At 62.7% G+C, this 19,069-nt stretch carries 20 protein-coding genes; 15 read left to right on the top strand and 5 right to left on the bottom strand.

The window, feature by feature from the left end:
- Position 1 precedes the first annotated feature (1 nt).
- Both ribD and CKW40_RS20105 read left to right on the top strand, forming a co-directional pair.
- Positions 2-1,132 carry a bifunctional diaminohydroxyphosphoribosylaminopyrimidine deaminase/5-amino-6-(5-phosphoribosylamino)uracil reductase RibD gene (ribD, locus tag CKW40_RS20110; protein ID WP_095201587.1) on the top strand — a complete coding sequence of 377 codons (1,131 nt, stop codon included), beginning with the start codon at positions 2-4 and terminating at the stop codon, positions 1,130-1,132.
- A gap of 68 nt (positions 1,133-1,200) precedes the next feature.
- Positions 1,201-1,818, top strand: coding sequence for a riboflavin synthase (locus CKW40_RS20105; protein ID WP_095201586.1), 618 nt, complete (start codon positions 1,201-1,203; stop codon positions 1,816-1,818).
- A 135-nt stretch (positions 1,819-1,953) separates the two neighbouring features.
- On the opposite strand, the gene CKW40_RS20100 is transcribed toward CKW40_RS20105, so the two are convergent.
- Positions 1,954-2,901 (bottom strand): SDR family oxidoreductase, encoded by a 948-nt coding sequence (locus tag CKW40_RS20100; RefSeq protein WP_179298035.1) that lies wholly within the window; start codon positions 2,899-2,901, stop codon positions 1,954-1,956.
- A 16-nt stretch (positions 2,902-2,917) separates the two neighbouring features.
- On the bottom strand, positions 2,918-3,370 hold the full coding sequence (locus CKW40_RS43035; protein ID WP_143748338.1) for a cupin domain-containing protein: 453 nt from the start codon (positions 3,368-3,370) through the stop codon (positions 2,918-2,920).
- A 148-nt stretch (positions 3,371-3,518) separates the two neighbouring features.
- Here CKW40_RS43035 and CKW40_RS20095 point away from each other — a divergent pair, with 148 nt between their 5' ends.
- The 9 genes from CKW40_RS20095 (at position 3,519) to CKW40_RS20055 (ending at position 13,311) form a co-directional block, all read left to right on the top strand.
- Positions 3,519-4,475: an AraC family transcriptional regulator gene (locus tag CKW40_RS20095; protein ID WP_179298034.1), complete on the top strand. Its 957-nt coding sequence runs from the start codon at positions 3,519-3,521 to the stop codon at positions 4,473-4,475.
- 234 nt (positions 4,476-4,709) lie between these two features.
- On the top strand, positions 4,710-5,204 hold the full coding sequence (ribH, locus tag CKW40_RS20090) for a 6,7-dimethyl-8-ribityllumazine synthase (protein ID WP_095201583.1): 495 nt from the start codon (positions 4,710-4,712) through the stop codon (positions 5,202-5,204).
- Positions 5,201-5,701, top strand: coding sequence for a transcription antitermination factor NusB (gene nusB, locus CKW40_RS20085; protein WP_019857616.1), 501 nt, complete (start codon positions 5,201-5,203; stop codon positions 5,699-5,701). The genes ribH and nusB overlap by 4 nt, the downstream gene beginning before the upstream one ends.
- Positions 5,698-6,915 carry an MFS transporter gene (locus tag CKW40_RS20080; RefSeq protein ID WP_095201582.1) on the top strand — a complete coding sequence of 406 codons (1,218 nt, stop codon included), beginning with the start codon at positions 5,698-5,700 and terminating at the stop codon, positions 6,913-6,915. The genes nusB and CKW40_RS20080 overlap by 4 nt, the downstream gene beginning before the upstream one ends.
- A gap of 180 nt (positions 6,916-7,095) precedes the next feature.
- On the top strand, positions 7,096-8,007 hold the full coding sequence (gene osmF, locus CKW40_RS20075; protein WP_095201581.1) for a glycine betaine ABC transporter substrate-binding protein OsmF: 912 nt from the start codon (positions 7,096-7,098) through the stop codon (positions 8,005-8,007).
- A gap of 19 nt (positions 8,008-8,026) precedes the next feature.
- On the top strand, positions 8,027-9,226 hold the full coding sequence (locus CKW40_RS20070) for an ABC transporter permease (RefSeq protein WP_179298033.1): 1,200 nt from the start codon (positions 8,027-8,029) through the stop codon (positions 9,224-9,226).
- A complete protein-coding gene (locus tag CKW40_RS20065) occupies positions 9,223-10,161 on the top strand; it encodes an ABC transporter ATP-binding protein (protein WP_095201580.1) in 939 nt (312 codons plus the stop codon). Before CKW40_RS20070 ends, CKW40_RS20065 begins: the two co-directional genes overlap by 4 nt.
- Positions 10,158-10,907, top strand: a complete 750-nt coding sequence (locus CKW40_RS20060) for an ABC transporter permease (RefSeq protein WP_095201579.1) — start codon at positions 10,158-10,160, stop codon at positions 10,905-10,907. Before CKW40_RS20065 ends, CKW40_RS20060 begins: the two co-directional genes overlap by 4 nt.
- Before the next feature lie 262 nt (positions 10,908-11,169).
- Positions 11,170-13,311 carry a sodium-translocating pyrophosphatase gene (locus CKW40_RS20055; RefSeq protein ID WP_095201578.1) on the top strand — a complete coding sequence of 714 codons (2,142 nt, stop codon included), beginning with the start codon at positions 11,170-11,172 and terminating at the stop codon, positions 13,309-13,311.
- Positions 13,312-13,388: 77 nt separating this feature from the next.
- Here the strand turns inward: CKW40_RS20055 and CKW40_RS20050 are convergent, their stop codons facing one another.
- The 3 genes from CKW40_RS20050 to CKW40_RS20040 form a co-directional block, all read right to left on the bottom strand.
- The gene (locus CKW40_RS20050; protein ID WP_244571226.1) at positions 13,389-14,396 is read right to left on the bottom strand and encodes a glycosyltransferase family 2 protein; all 1,008 of its coding nucleotides are present in this window, start codon (positions 14,394-14,396) and stop codon (positions 13,389-13,391) included.
- Between the two features lies 1 nt (position 14,397).
- A complete protein-coding gene (locus CKW40_RS20045; protein WP_095201712.1) occupies positions 14,398-14,907 on the bottom strand; it encodes a dTDP-4-dehydrorhamnose 3,5-epimerase family protein in 510 nt (169 codons plus the stop codon).
- A 193-nt stretch (positions 14,908-15,100) separates the two neighbouring features.
- Positions 15,101-15,616 carry an outer membrane protein assembly factor BamE gene (locus CKW40_RS20040; protein WP_095201576.1) on the bottom strand — a complete coding sequence of 172 codons (516 nt, stop codon included), beginning with the start codon at positions 15,614-15,616 and terminating at the stop codon, positions 15,101-15,103.
- A 114-nt stretch (positions 15,617-15,730) separates the two neighbouring features.
- On the opposite strand from CKW40_RS20040, the gene CKW40_RS20035 reads away from it, so the two are divergent.
- From CKW40_RS20035 to CKW40_RS20020, 4 genes are all read left to right on the top strand, one after another.
- The gene (locus CKW40_RS20035; protein ID WP_095201711.1) at positions 15,731-16,279 is read left to right on the top strand and encodes a ubiquinol-cytochrome C chaperone family protein; all 549 of its coding nucleotides are present in this window, start codon (positions 15,731-15,733) and stop codon (positions 16,277-16,279) included.
- A complete protein-coding gene (locus CKW40_RS20030; protein WP_095201575.1) occupies positions 16,276-16,824 on the top strand; it encodes a YceD family protein in 549 nt (182 codons plus the stop codon). Before CKW40_RS20035 ends, CKW40_RS20030 begins: the two co-directional genes overlap by 4 nt.
- Positions 16,825-16,937: 113 nt before the next feature.
- The gene (gene plsX, locus CKW40_RS20025) at positions 16,938-18,008 is read left to right on the top strand and encodes a phosphate acyltransferase PlsX (protein WP_095201574.1); all 1,071 of its coding nucleotides are present in this window, start codon (positions 16,938-16,940) and stop codon (positions 18,006-18,008) included.
- A 9-nt stretch (positions 18,009-18,017) separates the two neighbouring features.
- Entirely contained in the window at positions 18,018-18,989 is a 972-nt protein-coding gene (locus tag CKW40_RS20020) for a beta-ketoacyl-ACP synthase III (protein WP_095201573.1), read from the top strand.
- Positions 18,990-19,069 lie beyond the last annotated feature (80 nt).

Genomic DNA, 19,069 nt, shown 5'->3' with positions numbered 1-19,069 from the left:
CATGGCAAAATCGCAGCGTAGCGAGGCCGAGCAGGCGGCCCTTGATCGCCGTTTCATGGCCGCCGCCCTGCGGCTTTCGCGCAGGAACGCCGGCCGGACCTCGACCAATCCTTCCGTCGGGACGATTATCGTGCGCGATGATGGCGCGGGGCCGATGATCGTCGGCACCGGCGTCACTGCTGTCGGCGGCCGGCCGCATGCCGAGACCGAGGCGCTGGCCGAGGCCGGCGAGCTGGCGCTTGGCGCCACCGCTTACGTCACTTTGGAGCCCTGCGCGCATCACGGCCGCACCCCGCCTTGCGCCAATGCGCTGGTCAATGCCGGCATTGCGCGCGTCGTGGGGGCCGCCAGCGATCCGGATACGCGGGTCTCCGGCAAGGGCTATGCCATCCTGCGTGCCGCCGGCATCGAGGTGGTCGAAAAAGTGTTGGCTGCCGAAGCGTCCGAGCAGATGGCCGGCTATCTGATTCGGTCGCTCAGGAAGCGCCCGGAAGTGATTCTGAAGCTTGCGCTTTCCGGTGATGGCAAGATCGGCCGGGAGGGCGCCGGCCAGGTCGCCATAACAGGCGATATCGCACGCCGCGAAGTCTATCTGATGCGGGCCGAGGCCGACGCCGTTCTGGTCGGCATCGGCACGGCGCTGGAAGACGATCCGGCGCTGACGGTCCGCTTGCCGGGGCTGGAGAACCGTTCGCCGGCACGCATCGTGCTCGACCGGCAGATCAGGCTGCCGGAGGCCTCGAAACTGGCCTCGGGCGTTGATCGCGTGCCGCTCTACGTTGCCGCTTGCCTGGAAGCCGATCCGCAGCGCCGTGCAGCGCTTGAGCGCGCTGGTGTGCGCTTCATCGGCACCGAAACGCATGAAGGCGGCGTGGCATTGCCGGAATTGCTCGAGGATTTGGCGGCGCTCGGCATGGCAAGCGTGCTGGTCGAGGGCGGCGCCAGGGTGGCCAGCGCCTTCCTGGCCGATGGGCTGGTCGACCGCATCGTGCTGTTCCAGGGGCCGGAGGCGATCGGCGATGACGGCATTGCATCGCCCATCGACGCCGACCATATCCCGGCAGGCTTTCGCAAGCTGCGCGAAATGCACTTTGGTGAAGACAGCTACGCCGAGTGGGTAACAGACCTCTAGACCATGATCCCGAAAAGTGGGACCCGATTTTCGGACAAGGTCATGGTCAAAACGGGAAGATAGCATCGATGTTTACCGGAATTGTCACCGATATCGGCACCGTCGCGGCCGTCAAGCCGCTGAGCGAAGGCGTCGGCTTGCGCATCGACACCACCTATGATCCCGAGACCATCGCCATTGGCGCCTCGATCTCCTGCGGCGGCGTCTGCCTGACAGTCACGGCTTTGCCTGACCATGGCTCCAACGCCCGCTGGTTTGAGGTCGAGGCCTGGGAAGAAGCCTTGCGGCTGACCACGTCCTCGAGCTGGAAATCCGGCAGCAAGGTCAATCTCGAGCGGGCGCTGAAGATCGGCGACGAACTCGGCGGCCATATCGTGTCAGGCCATGTCGACGGCACCGCCGAGATCGTCGGGCGCAAGGATGAGGGCGACGCGGTGCGCTTCACGCTGGAGGCGCCGCGCCATCTGGCAAAATTCATCGCGCCGAAAGGCTCCGTCGCGCTCGACGGCACCTCGCTCACCGTCAACAAGGTCGAGGGAACCCGCTTCGACGTGCTGTTGATCCACCATTCGCTGACCGTCACCACCTGGGGCGAGCGCAAGGCCGGCGACCGCGTCAATCTCGAGATCGACACCATGGCCCGCTACGCCGCGCGGCTGGCGGAGGCGGCGAAAGAAGGGCTATAGTAGACAAGGGTTCCGTTTTGGAGCTTGTCAGCGATTTTCGCCGGGCCGGGCGTGATCCCGGTCCTGTCTAGGACATTTTCGATAACATCATGGTCTTTGTCACAAAGCTGGGCGGCGAGTGGCTTGGACATAGACCTATTGGAACGCGGCGATATGGTCTCGAACAAACTGCTCGAATGAAATGGCGCGCCGACCGATAAGACCTTCAAGGTCCGGTGTTACCGGTGCTCCGATGCCAGTCTCATACGCTCCCATCAGATTTTCAATGGAATCGATACGGTCGGTCGGCAGTCCTGCGGCTTGCATCCCGGCTCTGGCAACCTTGGCAGGCACCGGAACGTAGGTGATCGGCTTGCCAAGGACCCTTGCCAAGATGTTTGCCGTATCCAAGTTGGTCAGGCTTTCCGGCCCTGAAAGTTCATAGGCTTTGCCGTCACGGCCAGAGGTCGTCAATGCCTTGAATGCAGCGAGTGCAATGTCGCGAGCGTCGATGAAGCTGACGCTGTTGTCCATGGCCTGCCGATAGAAGGCGTTCTGCGTTTTGATTGTGGCTGCGTCGCCGAGATAGTTCTGCATGAAGCCATTGGGACGCAGGAACGTCCAGGCAATCCCCGAAGCTTCGATGACGCGCTCAATGGCACGATGATCGGCAGCAATCGTGTATGGCTCCTTGTCCGCTTGCCAGGCTGACAGCTTCACGATCCGCTTGATGCCGACCGTTTTAGCTGCATCGACCATGTTCCGCTCCAGATGAACGTACCCAGGGCCGGCGGACAGCAGGAACACCGTATCCATGCCGTGCAATGCTGCTTCAAGGGTTTCAGGCCTTGCGTAATCAATGTGTACAGCGTCGAGACCGCGATCGCGGGCGGCGACTAGCTTCTCTGGCGAATTGTAAGCGCCCCGGAAGGACGCGCCGTTCAGCAGCTTAATCAGGGTGGCACCTATTTTGCCACCCGCTCCAGTTACAAGGATCATTTTGCACCTATTTGCTATGGGGTTTGGTTTGGATGCCTGCGGGTCGGCATGCTTCTCAATCAATTCGGCAAAGCAGCGTGAGAATACCTCCGCCCTCCAGTCCATCAACGGACTGCCACATTCAGTTCGCCACACGGAATCCAATGCCGTTGGGGCTAAAAGCGAAAATTGTGCAGGAAGCAGAAAGGCATTCATCGCCCTCGGTATTGGCTCGCCCACCCGGCTGAACCCATGTGGTGCCGGGAGGGTTGATGTTTCCCGTGCCCTTGTCGGTCGCGAGCCAGTGCTTGTGATTGCCCTCGGTCAGCACTGCATAATAGTCTCCTGTGTGCCAATGGTTGGGCACGACGCCCTTCGGCAACTTCAAAAGATAAGCCACGGGTCCATTTGCCGGATCACCCGATACAATCGAAATCTGAATGCCATTCGGCTGGCTGGGATCGACAGGGGTGAAAGTTGCCTTGCCACCCGGAACGAGAGAATAAGTGACATTGTCAGCGGCATGACTTTGGCCAGAAGCGAGCGGCACGCTGCCCGTGGCGACGGCAAGCGTGGCGAGGAAGGTCTTGTACATTCGTATCCTTCATTCGTGTTTGCGCTGTCGGTTGCAGCGAACTTCGGGGCCGAAGGGGATCGGCATGAGTTCAGACTAGACAGCCGCAGTCGAATGATGAATGTCTTGCAGTACGCATTTCTTAACAGAGAGTACGGAAATGGACCTCTTGAGCGATGTTTTGCGCGATCTTCGCCTTCGCAGTGTGGTCGTGAGCATCAGCGAATTTAGGGCCCCGTGGGGCTTCGAGAAACCGGACATTAGTGGTGCCGCACCGTTTCACATCGTAATAGATGGACGATGCATGTTTGCCGCGCCAGACGGGTCCATGAGCGAATTGGCGCCTGGCGACATGGTGATCGTTTGTCACGGTGAGCCACATGGGCTTCAAGCAGATCAACAGTCGGCCCGTATTCCATTTCCACAACTTCTTCAGGAGATCGGGATTTCGAGCGCGTGGAATGTCGAAAGCCGCATGGGGCCGCTGCCTCGGTTTCAGTTCGGCGGGAATGGCCGTTCAACAACGATATTGAGCGGCATTTTCACCTTTGGCAAAACGCGCCAGAATCCATTGTCGTCATCGTTACCCTCCGTTATTCGCGTGAAGGTGGCCGTTGGCCAGACTTTCGATGGAATTGGTGGTGTCGACCAGCTAATCGCCGAAGCAGAAGAGGGTCGACCGGGTTTCCAGTCGATTGCGGAGCGGATGGCCGAAGTTCTATTTGTGCAAGCGGTCAGAAACTATGTCGCGTCAATGCCGGACGATTCGACCGGTTGGTTGCGCGGGTTGGCGGACCCGCAAATTGCGCAAGTTCTCTCGCTTGTTCACGCTCAGCCTTCAACCCCTTGGACAATCGCGTCGCTAGCGAAGGCTGTTGGACTTTCGCGCACAATTCTCGCCAATCGCTTTCGGCAACTGATAGGCTCGACCGTAATCGCCTATGCGACCTCGCAGCGCATGGCGATGGCCGCCGACATGCTGACGACCTCAAGTCTCTCGATGGCAGTTATCGCAAGTGCCGTCGGATATGAATCCGAGATCTCTTTCAGCCGGGCATTTCGTGATTGGTCTGGTATGCCGCCGGGAAAATATCGACGTTTGGCACATGCCAAGGGTGCAGCTTAGCTCGTGGTTCTCAATACCGCCTCATGCCACCATTGCGGCAAAGCATCGCTGCCAAGAGCGCGAGATCGACACCATGGCCCGCTACGCCGCGCGCCTAGTCGAGGCGGCGAAAGAGGGGCTTTGAGAGCCTGCGGAACAGGCTGGTCCAAGGCGGTCTGATGCGCCTCGGGCAATCTTCCGCTTGCGATCAATCCGGCTTCGGCCTAAGTCACCGGCAACCCCCCGGAGATTTTTATGGCAGGCACATCCCAACACGGCAAAGCCTTCATTCGTCCGAAGGCGAAGGCGCATCTGCTGATTGTCGAAGCGCGCTTTCACGACGACCTTGCCGACGCGCTTCTCGACGGCGCCACAAGCGCGCTCGATGAAGCTCGCGCGACCTACGACGTCGTCACCGTTCCAGGTTCGCTCGAAATTCCCGCAGTGATCACCTTCGCGCTGGACGGCGCGGCGGAAGGCGGCACGCATTACGACGGCTTCGTTGCGCTCGGCACCATTATCCGTGGCGACACCTATCATTTCGACATCGTCGCCAATGAATCCAGCCGCGCACTGATGGACCTGTCCGTGCAGGACTCGGTCTGCATCGGCAACGGCATCCTGACCACCGAGAACGACGCGCAGGCCTGGACGCGGGCCAAGCGCTCGGAAGGCGACAAGGGCGGCTTTGCCGCGCGCGCGGCGCTGACCATGATCGCGCTGAAGGAACAGCTGGGAGCGCGATCGTGAGCGAACCCGCTTCGCCCGGACAGCCCGCGGTGCGCCATGCCAACAAGCGCGGCGCCGCCCGTCTGGCCGCCGTGCAGGCGCTCTATCAGATGGATGTCGCCGGCAGCGGTGTCTTCGAGATCACCGCCGAATATGAGGCGTTCCGCCTTGGCAAGGAAGTCGACGGCGCGCTCTATCGCGAGGCGGATGCCCAATGGTTCCGCGCCATCCTGACCGGCGTCGTCGAGAACCAGAAGACCATCGATCCGGTCATCCGCCAGGCGCTGACCGATGACTGGCCGCTGTCTCGGCTCGATTCGACGCTGCGCGCCATTATGCGCGCCGGCGTCTATGAATTGATGAAGCGCGAGGATGTGCCCGTGGCCGTCATCGTCTCCGAATATGTCGACATCGCCAAGGCCTTCTATGAGGAAGACGAGCCGAAGCTGGTCAATGCCGTGCTCGACCGCGTGTCACGCCGGGTGCGCGGCGAGGGGCGCGGCAAGGACGCATCGTGACGGCCATCGCCGTCGAGGCGCCGAAGGACGCGCGACGCACCGCGCTGATCCTCGCCGCCTCGCAGGCGATTATCGGCTCAGCGGCGCCCATCGCCATCTCCATGGGCGCGCTGGCCGGGCAATATCTGCTCGGTGCCGACAAATCGCTGGCGACAGCACCAATCACTGGCTTCAACATCGGCGTGGCACTCGGCGCGCTGCCGGCCGCGGCCATCATCCGCAGGCTGGGCCAGCGCGGCGGCTTCATGATCGGAACCGTCGTTACCGCGCTTGGCGGCCTGATTGCCACACTGGCGCTTTTCCACGGCAGTTTCTGGCTGTTCGCCTTCGCGTTGCTGGTGATCGGCATCGGTGGTGCGTTCGTCCAGCAGTTCCGCTTCGCCGCCGCCGACAACGCGCCGCCGCAGTTCAAGGCGCGCGCCATCTCCTTCGTGCTGGCCGGCGGCATCATCACCGCCATCCTCGGGCCGCAGATCGTCATCTTCACCCGCGAACTGTTCGCGCCGGTGATGTTTGCCGGGTCGTTCGCCTCCATCCTGCCGCTGGCCGCGGTCGGCGCCATTATCCTGTCGTTTCTGCGCCTGCCGGCGAAGGCGGCGAGCAAGGTTGAAATTGCCGACGGTGATGCCAGACCCCTCTCTGAAATCGTCACCAGGCCGCGCTTTGTCGCCGCGCTGTTCTGCGCCGTCGGCGCCTATGCGCTGATGAGCTTCGTCATGACCGGAGCGCCGTTGGCCATGGTCGGCTGCGGCCTGTCGGAGGACGATGCGACGCTGGGCATCTCCTGGCACGTCATGGCGATGTTCGCGCCGAGCTTCTTCACCGGCTCGCTGATCCATCGCTACGGCGCCGAACGTATCGTCGCCATCGGTCTGCTGCTGCTGATCGGCTGTGCTGCCGTTGCTTTGTCGGGCCTGGCACTGTGGCAGTTCTGGACGTCGCTGATCCTGCTCGGCCTCGGCTGGAATTTCGGCTTCATCGGCGCCACCGCCATGGTGGCGGCGAGCTACCGGCCGTCGGAAAAGGGCAAGGTGCAGGGTTTTCACGACTTCGTCCTGTTCGGCTCGGTCGCCTGTGCGTCGCTGCTGTCGGGCATGGTCTACAACGCCTGGGGCTGGGAGATGCTGAACTGGATGATCTTTCCGGTCACCGTCCTGTGCTTCGTCGCGCTCGGCGCGCTCAAGCTGACGAGCCTGCGCAAGGCCAGCGCCTGATCCTTAATTTGCTATTGACCTGACATGATGTTGTCAGCATTGCTTCGGTTGAATTTGCCGCGCCGGAACAAAATTATTGCGCCTGTACCTATTGTTATGAAACCGTGTGCCCCGACTGGCCGTTGAAGCCATGCTCATATGCGGCCACCGCATTCCGGTTCACAGCAAGAGGTTTTCACAATGTTTTCAGTCAAGGTTTTCGCCGGCGCGGCTTTGGCGCTGGCCGTCACGGCGGTATCCGCCAGTGCTCAGGTGGTCGTCTCCTCGAAGATCGATACCGAGGGCGGCGTGCTCGGCAACATCATCCAGCTCGTTCTCAACGCCAACAACATCAAGACCACCGACCGCGTCCAGCTTGGCGGCACGCCGGTGGTGCGCAAGGCGATCACCGCCGGTGAGATCGACATCTATCCCGAATACACCGGCAACGCCGCCTTCTTCTTCGAGAAGGCCGATGACCCGGTCTGGAAGGATGCCGCCAAGGCCTACGAGACGGCCAAGAAGCTCGACTATGACGCAAACAAGATCGTCTGGCTGTCGCCGGCGCCGGCCAACAACACCTGGGCGATCGCGCTGCGCAAGGAAGTGACGGACGGGAACAAGCTCGTCACACTGTCGGACTTCGGTAAATATGTCACCGGCGGCGGCAAGGTGGTGCTCGCGGCTTCCGCCGAGTTCGTCAATTCGGCGGCAGCCCTGCCGGCCTTCCAGACCACCTACGGTTTCACGCTGAAGCCGGATCAGCTGATCACGCTTTCGGGCGGCGACACGGCGGCCACCATTGCGGCGGCGGCCAACCAGACCAGCGGGGCGAATGCCGCCATGGTCTACGGCACCGATGGCGGCATCGCGCCGTCCGGCCTTGTCGTGCTCGAGGACGACAAGGGCGTGCAGCCGGTCTACCAGCCGGCGCCGATCATCCGTGAATCCGTGCTCAAGGAACATCCCGAGATCGAGACGCTGCTGAAGCCGGTCTTTGCCAAGCTCGATCTCGTCACGCTGCAGGAACTGAACGGCCGCGTGCAGGTCGGGGGTGAGCCGGTCAAGGGCGTCGCCGAGGACTTCCTGAAGAAGAACGGCTTTCTGAAGTAGGACGATTCCGGCGCGCCGCATGCGTGGCGCGCCGGAACGACCGACGGGGGAGGGCGTGAACATCCGCTTCGACAAGCTCGGCGTTGTCATCGCCGCGATCGCGGCCTATGCGGGGTTCCTCGCCCCTTTCGCTACTTTCCGCGCCAACCGGATCGTTCCAGGCCAGGCGCGCTCGATTCTCGAAGCGTTGCCGGCTACGACAGCAGCATTGCTGCTCGCCATCATCGTCGCCGCAGCGCTCATAGCGCTGTTCAGGACACCGCTTGTGTTGCGCCTTGCCGCCAGCGTGGTGACACTTGTCGCGCTCGCGCTGTTGATCGGCGTGGCCGGCACATTCCTCACACCGGCCGGCAACACCTTTGCCAGGGTGTCGCCGGCCTCCGGTTTCTGGATCCTCATTTTTGCCTTTACGCTTTTGCTGGCCGATGTGCTGACAAGGCTGAACCTGTCGCCATTGGCGCGAGTTGGCGTGCTTGTCGTCGCGGCTTTGGCGATCAGCCTGCTGTTGATGTCGGGAAGCTGGGACAATTTGTCGATCCTGAAAGAATACTTCAACCGCGCCGACAGTTTCTGGGCCGAAGGCTCCAAGCATGTGACGCTGGCGCTTGGTTCGCTGGCCGCAGCGGTCATCGTCGGCCTGCCGTTGGGCATCTTTTGCCATCGCGTCGAAAGGCTGCGCGCCGGCGTGCTCAACGTGCTCAACATCATCCAGACCATTCCGTCGATCGCGCTGTTTGGCCTGCTGATCGCGCCGCTCGGCTGGGTCGCCACACATGTGCCGGGGGCTGCAGCGCTCGGCATTCGCGGCATCGGCACGGCACCTGCCTTCGTCGCGCTGTTCCTCTATTCGCTGCTGCCGGTGGTGGCCAACACCGTCGTTGGCCTCGCCGGCGTGCCGCGTGCAGCCAACGACGCGGCGCGCGGCATGGGCATGACCGACCGCCAGCGCCTGTTCGGCGTCGAGTTCCCGCTGGCCTTCCCGGTGATCCTCACCGGCATCCGCATCGTGCTGGTGCAGAATATCGGCCTTGCCACCATCGCCGCGCTGATCGGTGGCGGCGGCTTCGGCGTTTTCGTCTTCCAGGGTGTTGGTCAAACCGCGATGGACCTGGTGCTGCTCGGTGCGGTGCCGACGGTCGCACTCGCCTTCGCCGCCGCCATCATCCTCGACGCAGTGATCGAAATGACCGCCACCAAGCGCAGGGTTGAAACGGCATGATCGAGATCGAAGGCATTACCAAGCGCTATGACGCGACCACTGTTGTCGACGACGTCTCGATGGTCATCGAGCCGCGCACGGTTTGCGTCATTGTCGGCACCTCCGGTTCCGGCAAGACGACGCTGCTGCGCATGATCAACCGGCTGGTCGAGCCAACCGCCGGCATCATCAAGCTCGACGGCGCTGACAATCGCTCCGTGCCCGGCTACGAACTGCGCCGGAGCATCGGCTATGCCATCCAGGGCCACGGCCTGTTTCCGCATCGCACCGTGGCGCAGAACATTGCCACGGTGCCGGTGCTGCTCGGCTGGGACAAGGACCGCATCAAGGCGCGCGTCGATGAGTTGATGACGCTCTACCAGCTCGATCCCCAGGCTTACGGGCCGCGCTATCCGCACGAACTGTCCGGCGGCCAGCAACAGCGCGTCGGCGTGGCCCGCGCGCTCGCCGCCGAACCCAACGTGCTGCTGATGGATGAGCCGTTCGGCGCGCTCGACCCGATCATCCGCACCAAGGCGCAGGAAGATCTGCTGGCGATCCAGAAGCGCTTCGGCACCACCATCATCCTCGTCACCCATGACATGGAGGAAGCCGTACATATGGGCGACAAGATCGCCGTCATGGATGCCGGCAAGCTCGTGCAATACGCCAAGCCCGCCGAGATCCTGGCAAACCCGGCCAGCAGCTTCGTCGAGACCCTGGTCGGCGCCAGCGAAAGGCCATTCCGGCTGCTGTCGCTGGGACGGGTTCGCGATGCGGTGGAAATCGGCTCTGCGGAAGGCGAAGCCATTCCGGGCGATGCCAGCCAGCGCGATGCGCTGGCTGAGCTCCTGTGGTCGGGCCGGCCGGCGCTGCCGGTGAAAGGCACCGACGGCAAACCGCTCGGCCGCATCACGGTGGACGGGCTGGTCAAGCGCGCGGCGAGGCCGGCATGAAAGCCTGGCTGCCGGCGCTGCTGCGGCTTGCCCTCGTGGTGCTGCTCGTCGCCTTCCTCACCAATCCCGGCTGGTTCGAACCGCTGCTGAAGCCACTGACCGAGAACAATGCGCCGGTGATCTACAATCAGGGCAGCCTGCTGACCTTGACGCTGCTGCATCTGCGCACCGTCCTGCTCGCCACCTTGGCCGCGACCATTGTGGCTGTTGCGCTCGCCATCCTGGTCACCAGGCCAGCCGGGGCCGAATTCCTGCCCCTGTCGCGCAGCCTGGTCAACATCGGCCAAACCTTTCCGCCGGTGGCGGTTCTGGCGCTCGCCGTGCCTGCTGTCGGCTTCGGTGAGTGGCCAACGCTGATCGCGCTGTTTCTCTATGGCCTGCTGCCGATCTTCGAGAATGCGTTGACCGGGCTGACGACGCTGCCGGCCAATGTCGTCGAGGCGGCGCGTGGCGCCGGCATGACCGGCTGGCAACGGCTTATCAAGGTCGAACTGCCGCTCAGCGCACCGATCATCCTGGGCGGCATCCGGTTGTCGGTTGTCATCGGTCTTGCCACGGCCACCATCGGCTCGACCGTGGCCGCCAAGACGCTGGGCGAGGTGATCATCGCCGGGCTATTGTCTAACAATCTTGCTTTCATCCTGCAGGGCGGCTTGATCGTCGCGGCCCTTGCCGTGCTGATCTATGACGGGCTGTCGGCGGTCGAGCGCTATGCGGCGCGGCGGATGGGACGCGAGGCGGAGTAGTCCTTTGGGACGTTGATGGTCTGTCGGCATGATCCCCTTGCGTCATTTCAATCGATCTAAATGAAGGACCATACCGGCAGGGTCGTCGCGGCTTTTGTCTTTTGGGCGAAAGCCGGGCAAAAATCGAACAATATCTTGACGTTCCGAGCCCTGTTTCGCATACACCGATGCGAAGAGGTGGATTCCGTGCGCGGATTCCGGTCTTTGTCTCAACGGCCCAGGGAGGGGTTCTTTTGGGCCAGCAATCGAGGAAAATTCGGCAATGACCATACTTTACGCCGTCATCGCCTGCGGCTTGCTTTCTGTCCTTTACGCCATCTGGGCGACACGGTCGGTCCTTGCGTCCGATCAGGGCAATGCACGCATGCAGGAAATCTCCGCCGCCATCCGCGAAGGCGCGCAAGCCTATCTGGCGCGCCAGTACACCACCATCGCCATCGTCGGCGTGGTCGTGCTTTTGCTCGCCTGGTGGCTGCTTTCGATCACCGCCGCGATCGGCTTCCTGATCGGCGCCGTGCTGTCGGGCACCGCCGGTTTCATCGGCATGCATGTTTCGGTACGGGCCAATGTGCGCACCGCACAGGCAGCCTCCAACAGCCTCGCCGCCGGTCTCGACATCGCCTTCAAGTCGGGCGCCATCACCGGCATGCTGGTTGCCGGTCTGGCGCTGCTCGGCGTGTCGATCTATTACCTCATCCTGACCGGCCCGATGGGCCTGCAGCCGAATGACCGCATCGTCATCGACTCGCTGGTCTCGCTCGGCTTCGGCGCCTCGCTGATCTCGATCTTCGCCCGTCTCGGCGGCGGCATCTTCACCAAGGGTGCCGACGTCGGCGGCGATCTGGTCGGCAAGGTAGAAGCCGGTATCCCGGAAGATGATCCGCGCAACCCGGCCACCATCGCCGACAATGTCGGTGACAATGTCGGCGATTGCGCCGGCATGGCCGCCGACCTGTTCGAGACTTATGCCGTGACCGTCGTCGCCACCATGGTGCTCAGCGCCATCTTCTTCGGCGGTACCGCCGCTCTGCAGACTGCGATGCTGTATCCGCTCGCCATTTGCGGCACCTGCATACTGACCTCGATCGTCGGCACCTTCTTCGTCAAGCTGGGCTCGAACGGCTCGATCATGGGCGCGCTCTACAAGGGTCTGATCGTGACCGGCCTGCTGTCGATCGTCGGCCTCGGCGTCGCCACCTCCGCTACAGTCGGCTGGGGCGAGGTCGGCACCGTTGCCGGCATGATCATCACCGGCAAGAACCTGTTCATCTGCGGCCTGATCGGCCTCGTGGTGACCGGTTTGATCGTGGTGATCACCGAGTACTACACCGGCACCGGCAAACGCCCCGTCAACTCCATCGCCCAGGCCTCGGTGACCGGCCACGGCACCAACGTCATCCAGGGCCTTGCGGTCTCGCTGGAATCGACGGCGCTGCCGGCCATCGTCATCGTCGGCGGCATCATCTCGACCTATCAGCTCGCAGGCCTCTTCGGCACGGCGATCGCGGTGACCACCATGCTCGGCCTTGCCGGCATGATCGTGGCGCTCGACGCCTTCGGCCCGGTCACCGACAATGCCGGCGGCATTGCCGAAATGGCCGGCTTGCCCAAGGAAGTGCGTCACTCGACCGACGCGCTCGATGCGGTCGGCAACACCACGAAAGCCGTGACCAAGGGCTATGCCATCGGCTCGGCCGGCCTCGGCGCGCTGGTGCTGTTCGCCGCCTATTCAAACGACCTGAAGTTCTTTGCCGCCAATGGCGACAAATATCCCTACTTCCAGGGTATGGGCGAGGTCTCCTTCGACCTTTCCAACCCTTACGTCGTCGCCGGCCTGATCTTCGGCGGCCTCATCCCTTACCTGTTCGGCGGCATTGCCATGACGGCCGTCGGTCGTGCTGCAGGCTCGATCGTCGAGGAGGTGCGCAAGCAGTTCCGCGAGGATCCGGGCATCATGGCCGGCACCTCCAAGCCGAACTATGCGCGTGCGGTGGACATTCTGACCAAGGCGGCGATCCGCGAGATGATCATCCCGTCGCTGCTGCCGGTGCTGGCGCCGCTCGTCGTCTATTTCGGCGTGCTCTTGATCTCGGGTTCGAAGGCCTCGGCCTTCGCAGCCCTCGGTGCCTCGCTGCTCGGCGTCATCGTCAACGGCCTGTTCGTCGCCATCTCGATGACCTCGGGCGGCGGCGCCTGGGACAACGCGAAAAAGTCCTTCGAGGACGGTTTCGTCGACAAGGACGGCGTCAAGCATCTGAAGGGCTCCGAGGCGCACAAGGCCTCGGTGACCGGCGATACGGTCGGCGACCCCTACAAGGATACGGCCGGCCCGGCGGTCAACCCGGCGATCAAGATCACCAACATCGTGGCGCTCCTGCTTCTGGCCGTGCTCGCGCACGGCTGAACGAGAGCAATTGACAAACAAAACCCGCGGGGAGCGATTCCCGCGGGTTTTGTTTGGCTCCACTCAGATACGCTGCCTCAGCCGCCGTTCGGCTCGGCGCCATCGCTTGCGGCAAGCCCGCGGTAGCGGGCCAGCAGGTCGTCCGGTCCTGGTTCCCGTTCAGGCATGGGCGGCAGGCCGCGCACCTTTCTCAGGCCGGGCATATAGGAATCACGTCCGTATTTGCGGCGAAATTCGACGGATCTCGGATGGATGCCGCATGCGGCCCAAAGCCTGCGTTTCAGATAGCTGGATTTTTTCAACGGGCGAGGGGCCGTGGCCGCGGCAAGAACCTTGATACGCAGGTCGTTCGGCATTCGCATGGCGTCGATAAGTTCTTCCTGTTCCACCGCCGTGTCTTCGACGTAGCTGCCACTGCGCTGGCCGGAGAAGATACTGAGCACCGTCAGGTGTGGCAGGGTCGCGATCACGGCCCCCTTTCGCCAGGCCCGGAAGAGCCAGTCCTGCGAACTTTCGCAAGCGCACGCGCTGGCAGGGCGCCAGGGGCCGAGCCAGTCCAGCGATGCCCGCCTGGCCATTTGTGCCGATCCGTATCCGGCTGTGATGACGGGATCGTAAAACCCGCCTTTGCCCATCCCGTAGATCGAGGTCTTGAGAGGATCGCCTTTCATCCGAGCAGGTTCGATGATGGCGCCGCGCGCGATGACGATATCGGCGCCGGTCGCATCGATCCAGCCGGTCATCGCCGCGAGATGGTCCGGAAACCAGAGGTCGTCATGGTTGAGCAAGGCGACGAACCGGCCGTGTGCCCTGGTGAGGCCGATATTGTTTGGGCCGGATTGCTCACCGAAATTGACGGGCAGGTCGATATAGGAAATGCGCGGATCGGCGAATTCGGCGATGAGCGCCGCCGTTTCGGGGCGACAGGCATCGCCAATCACCAGAATTTCAAAGTCCTGCAAGGTCTGGCCCAGCACGCTGCGCAGCGCCTGTCGCAAGGTAGCGGGGCGGTTGTGGGTTGCAATCACCACCGAGACCAGCGGCGCGGCCTGCCCGGTTGCATCGGACTGGCCGGATCGTTCCACGCTACACCAGCTTATAAGGGATGTGATGCGTGTCCGGCGGCAGGCGCCAATGGTCCGGCGCGTCGTATGCATAGGCCTTGTCGACGAGGTTGAGCAGCAGGGCGATTTCCGGCCCGAGCGCCGTCACGCCATGCCACACGCCTGGCGGGATGACGACGATCGCCGGCCGCAAGGCGCCGACGATCTTGTGCCAGACCGTGCCGAAGCTGGGCGAAGCCTTTCGGCCGTCAAAGAGCGAAATACGCACACTGCCGACACAGCAGAAAAGCCGATCCTGCGTCACCTTGTGTGCATGCCAGCCGGTCACCGCACCCGGATACATCGTGCGCTGGAAGACCTGGCCGACAGGCAGTTGATCGAGATCCCATTCGTCCCGGAAAACCTCGGTAAGATAGCCGTTGGACGTCGCGACCGGCCTGATTTCCTTGATCCTGACGCCGTCGATTGCCGGCGGCTTGGTGGCAAGCCAGTCCGATGTCACGGTCTGCCCGTCGGCTGTTCCCGTGGCCATCCAGCCGTCCGGTGCTACGCGCTCGCCACTGCTCATTTTCAAACCCCAAAGCCCGGGGATTTGATACGGGCTTGCCCCATTGCTGGCAAGCCGGGCTTGCCTTGGCCAAACAAAAACCCGTGAGATCGCTCCCACGGGTTTTTGGTCGCCTGAGATGTTGCTGCTTTCCCTGGAGGCAAGCAGGGTCTGATGATCAGGGAGTGCCGCCGCCGGGGATGCCGGGCGCCAGCTTGCTGGCGCCGTTGATGATCTGGCTGAGGAAGTTCTGGTCCTTGCCGCCAGTCGGCGTGGTGCGCGAGATGAAGTCGAAAATCTTGCCGTCCTTCAAGCCATAATTGGCGATCTGGGTGACGCGGCCATCGGCGCCGAAATAGACGGCCAGCACTTTCTGGTCGACGAGCCTGGGCTTGTCGAAGGCGACATAGCGCTTGCGCGTTTGCGAAATGTAGTAAAACGCCTCGTTGTCGAAAGTCGCGGTGGTAGACGGCGTGCCAAGCGCCAGAAGCACCTGCTCGCGGCTCGAGCCGACGGGCACCGAATCGACGGCCTGCTGGTCGTAGACATAGCCTTGCGTGAACGTCTCGCTCGGATTGAGGTCGCCGATCATCTTGTTGGTATGACATGCCGAGAGCGCCGAAACGACGAGCAGCAGCGAGATCGCGCCGGCAGGCCTGGACGAGAAGGTCGACTTGAAATTCAGCGCGCGCAACAACAATTCTCCATTATATCGCCGCAACTTGCGCTGGGCCGCAAAACCGGTAAACCAGCTTGCCTGCCGATGCAACAAGGCCAATTCAACAAACGGTCCCCGGAGACCATCCCCATGTTCCAGCGCCTTTTTGGTCGCGAACGCCACGCCAACCGCGCCATAACGGACGCGCTTTACGCACAAATCGTGGCGGCGGCGCGGCAGACTGTATTTTATTCCCACTGGAATGTGCCGGACACGCCGCTCGGTCGTTTCGAGATGCTTTCACTGCATATGTTCCTGTTCCAGCATCGCTTGCGCGGCGAGGACGGCGTGGCGCAAGAGGTCGCCCAGGTGCTGATCGACGAGTTCTTCCTCGACGTCGATCATTCGCTGCGGGAGCTGGGCATTGGTGATGTCGGCGTACCCAAGCGCATGAAGAAATTGGCGAAGATGTTTTATGGCCGCACCGCCGCCTATGATGACGCGCTGGAAAGAAGCGATCGCGACGGGTTGACCGCGGCTCTTGCCCGCAATATCCGGCCTGACGCCGGCACCTGGCCGGAGGCGCCGCAATTGGCCGACTATGTTGCAGACGCCTGTCGGCAGCTGGCCGCGCAGCCGTCCGAATCAATCGTGTCCGGCACGGCGGCGTTTCCGCTCGCCAGGGAGGTTGATCGATGAAGCATGCTGATCCGCTAAGCCCGGTCTCCTTTTTCGCAAATGTCGCCCGTCTGCCGCAGAAGGGCCTGCCCGTGGTGATCGAGGCCGACGCCGCACAGCGCGCCGCACTCGCCGAGGAGCACGGACTGCTGTCGGTCGAAGCCTATCGCGCTGAACTTCTCGTCGCCTCCTGGAAGCGCAATGGCGTCAAGGTCAGCGGCCGCGTCGAGGCCGATATCACACAGGCCTGCATCGTCACGCTCGACCCTGTCGCGGCGCATATCGACGAGCCGGTCGAGGCCTTGTTGTTGCCCGAGGATTCCAAGCTTGGGCGGCAGGGATTCGAAGGCGGCGGCGAGATCCTGCTCGATGCGGACGGCCCCGACAGTCCCGAAACATTTTCCGGCGACACGATCGATGTCGGGGCGCTTGCCGAACAGTTCTTCGCACTGGCGATCGACCCCTATCCGCGCAAGCCGGGCGCGTCGCTGGAGGCCGGCGGCGAGACCGAAGCGGTGGAGAATGAATTTCAGCAAAAACTGCGATCCTTGCTGGGAAAATCCTGAAAACCTCGCCCGCGATGGAAAAGTCGGTTGTGTGAAGAGCCAAAACCGCTATTTTCGCCGAACCTTCGCGATCTCTAAAGCGACCTGCCGCATAACCGTGAGATAAATACCGCGTGATCAGGATTTCCATCGATGCCATGGGCGGCGATCACGGACCAGCCGTGGTCATTCCGGCGCTCATGAGGGTCGCCACCCGCCGTCCCGACATCCGCTTCGTCATCTACGGGCGTGAGGAGTTGGTGCGTCCCGAACTGGCCAAGTTTCCCAAACTGGGCGAGGTCAGTGAATTCTTCCACTGCGAGATCGCGGTCAGGATGGACGACAAGCCGAGCCAGGCGCTGCGCCATGGCCGCTGGAAGTCGTCGATGTGGAAGGCGGTCGAAGCGGTCAAGTCGGGCGCCGCGGACGCCTGCATCTCCGCCGGCAACACCGGCGCCTTGATGGCGATGTCGAAATTCTGCCTGCGCACCATGGCCACCATCGAGCGCCCGGCGATCGCGGCGTTGTGGCCGACATTGCGCGGCGAAAGCGTGGTTCTGGACGTCGGCGCCACCATTGGTGCCGACGCGCACCAGCTCATTGATTTCGCCATTCTCGGCACCGGCATGGCGCGCTCCGTCTTCGGCATCGCCCGGCCCACCGTCGGCCTGCTCAATGTCGGCGTCGAAGAGATCAAGGGCCAGGAAGAGGTCAAGGAAGCGGGACGCATGCTGCGCGAGGCCAACATGGCCTCGATGAACTATCATGGCTTTGTCGAAGGCGACGATATCGGCAAAGGCACGGTCGACGTGGTGGTGACGGAAGGTTTCGCCGGCAACATCGCGCTGAAGACGGCGGAAGGCACCGCGCGCCAGATCGCAGGGTATCTGCGTGCCGCGATGAGCCGCACGCTGATGGCCAAGATCGGCTATGTCTTCGCCAAGGGCGCTTTCGATCGCCTGCGCGAAAAGATGGATGTCGGCCGCTCCAATGGCGGTGTATTCTTGGGGCTGAACGGCATCGTCGTCAAAAGTCACGGCGGAGCTGATTCGGACGGTTTCGCCGCGGCGATCGAGCTCGGCTACGACATGGTGCGCAACAATCTGCTCGACCGCATAGAGGCCGACCTGGACCTGTTTCATGCGCGCAACCCGCATGCCCTGTCATCTCGGAAATCCGACGTCGTTACCGACGCGAAGGAATAGGAAAGAACTTTGATCAGATCAGTCGTGCGCGGCACGGGCGCCGCGCTGCCCCGCCGCATCATGAAGAATGCCGATTTCGAGGGCATGGTTGAGACATCGGATGAGTGGATCGCCCAGCGCACCGGCATCCGCCAGCGCCACATCGCGGCCGACGACGAGACGACGGCTTCGCTGGGCGAGGCGGCGGCCCGCGCCGCGCTTGCCGATGCCGGACTGACGCCGGACGATATCGACCTGATCGTGCTGGCAACGTCGACGCCCAACAACACATTCCCGGCCACCGCGGTCGAGATCCAGAACCGCCTCGGCATGCATCATGGCTTTGCCTTCGATATGCAGGCGGTGTGCTCTGGTTTCGTCTATGCGGTGACGACAGCCGATCTCTATATCCGTGGCGGCCTGGCCAAACGCGTGCTGGTGATCGGCTCGGAAACATTCTCGCGCATCCTCGACTGGAGCGACCGTTCGACCTGCGTGCTGTTCGGCGACGGCGCCGGGGCACTGGTCCTGGAAGCAGGCGAGGGGGCCGGCACGATTGCAGACCGCGGTGTTCTGGCCGCCAGCCTGCGCTCCGACGGCGTGCACAAGGACAAGCTTTTTGTCGACGGCGGCCCGTCTACGACGGGAACGGTCGGTCATCTCAGGATGGAAGGCCGCGAGGTCTTCAAGCACGCGGTCGGCATGATCACCGATGTCATCGAGGCAACCTTCTCGGCCGCCGGCATATCAGCCGCCGATCTCGACTGGTTCGTGCCGCACCAGGCCAATAAACGAATTATTGACGCTTCGGCCAAGAAGCTCGGTATTGCAGAACAAAAGGTGGTGGTTACGGTCGATTTGCACGGTAACACCTCGGCGGCTTCGGTGCCGTTGGCGCTTTCGGTGGCCGTCGCTGACGGTCGCATTAAGAAGGGCGACCTCGTCCTTCTGGAAGCGATGGGCGGCGGCTTCACCTGGGGCGCTGTTCTGGTTCGCTGGTAAGTGCAGAACGGCTCGGTTTCGGTCCTTGACCTTGCCGGATCAATTACTTAGGCTCAGCCGTTGTTGTGCCGATTTTGTGT

Source organism: Mesorhizobium carmichaelinearum (assembly GCF_900199455.1).
GTDB classification, from domain to species: Bacteria; Pseudomonadota; Alphaproteobacteria; order Rhizobiales; family Rhizobiaceae; genus Mesorhizobium; species Mesorhizobium carmichaelinearum.
Note: the sequence above shows the minus strand (reverse complement) of the source record. Positions and strands in the feature narration are given on the sequence as shown.

Coding starts and splice junctions, on each gene's coding strand:
- ribD (WP_095201587.1), top strand. CDS start 2: ATGGCAAAATCGCAGCGTAGCGAGGCCGAGCAGGCGGCCCTTGATCGC.
- CKW40_RS20105 (WP_095201586.1), top strand. CDS start 1,201: ATGTTTACCGGAATTGTCACCGATATCGGCACCGTCGCGGCCGTCAAG.
- CKW40_RS20100 (WP_179298035.1), bottom strand. CDS start 2,901: ATGGACTGGAGGGCGGAGGTATTCTCACGCTGCTTTGCCGAATTGATT.
- CKW40_RS43035 (WP_143748338.1), bottom strand. CDS start 3,370: ATGTACAAGACCTTCCTCGCCACGCTTGCCGTCGCCACGGGCAGCGTG.
- ribH (WP_095201583.1), top strand. CDS start 4,710: ATGGCAGGCACATCCCAACACGGCAAAGCCTTCATTCGTCCGAAGGCG.
- osmF (WP_095201581.1), top strand. CDS start 7,096: ATGTTTTCAGTCAAGGTTTTCGCCGGCGCGGCTTTGGCGCTGGCCGTC.
- CKW40_RS20070 (WP_179298033.1), top strand. CDS start 8,027: ATGCGTGGCGCGCCGGAACGACCGACGGGGGAGGGCGTGAACATCCGC.
- CKW40_RS20065 (WP_095201580.1), top strand. CDS start 9,223: ATGATCGAGATCGAAGGCATTACCAAGCGCTATGACGCGACCACTGTT.
- CKW40_RS20060 (WP_095201579.1), top strand. CDS start 10,158: ATGAAAGCCTGGCTGCCGGCGCTGCTGCGGCTTGCCCTCGTGGTGCTG.
- CKW40_RS20055 (WP_095201578.1), top strand. CDS start 11,170: ATGACCATACTTTACGCCGTCATCGCCTGCGGCTTGCTTTCTGTCCTT.
- CKW40_RS20045 (WP_095201712.1), bottom strand. CDS start 14,907: ATGGCCACGGGAACAGCCGACGGGCAGACCGTGACATCGGACTGGCTT.
- CKW40_RS20035 (WP_095201711.1), top strand. CDS start 15,731: ATGTTCCAGCGCCTTTTTGGTCGCGAACGCCACGCCAACCGCGCCATA.
- CKW40_RS20030 (WP_095201575.1), top strand. CDS start 16,276: ATGAAGCATGCTGATCCGCTAAGCCCGGTCTCCTTTTTCGCAAATGTC.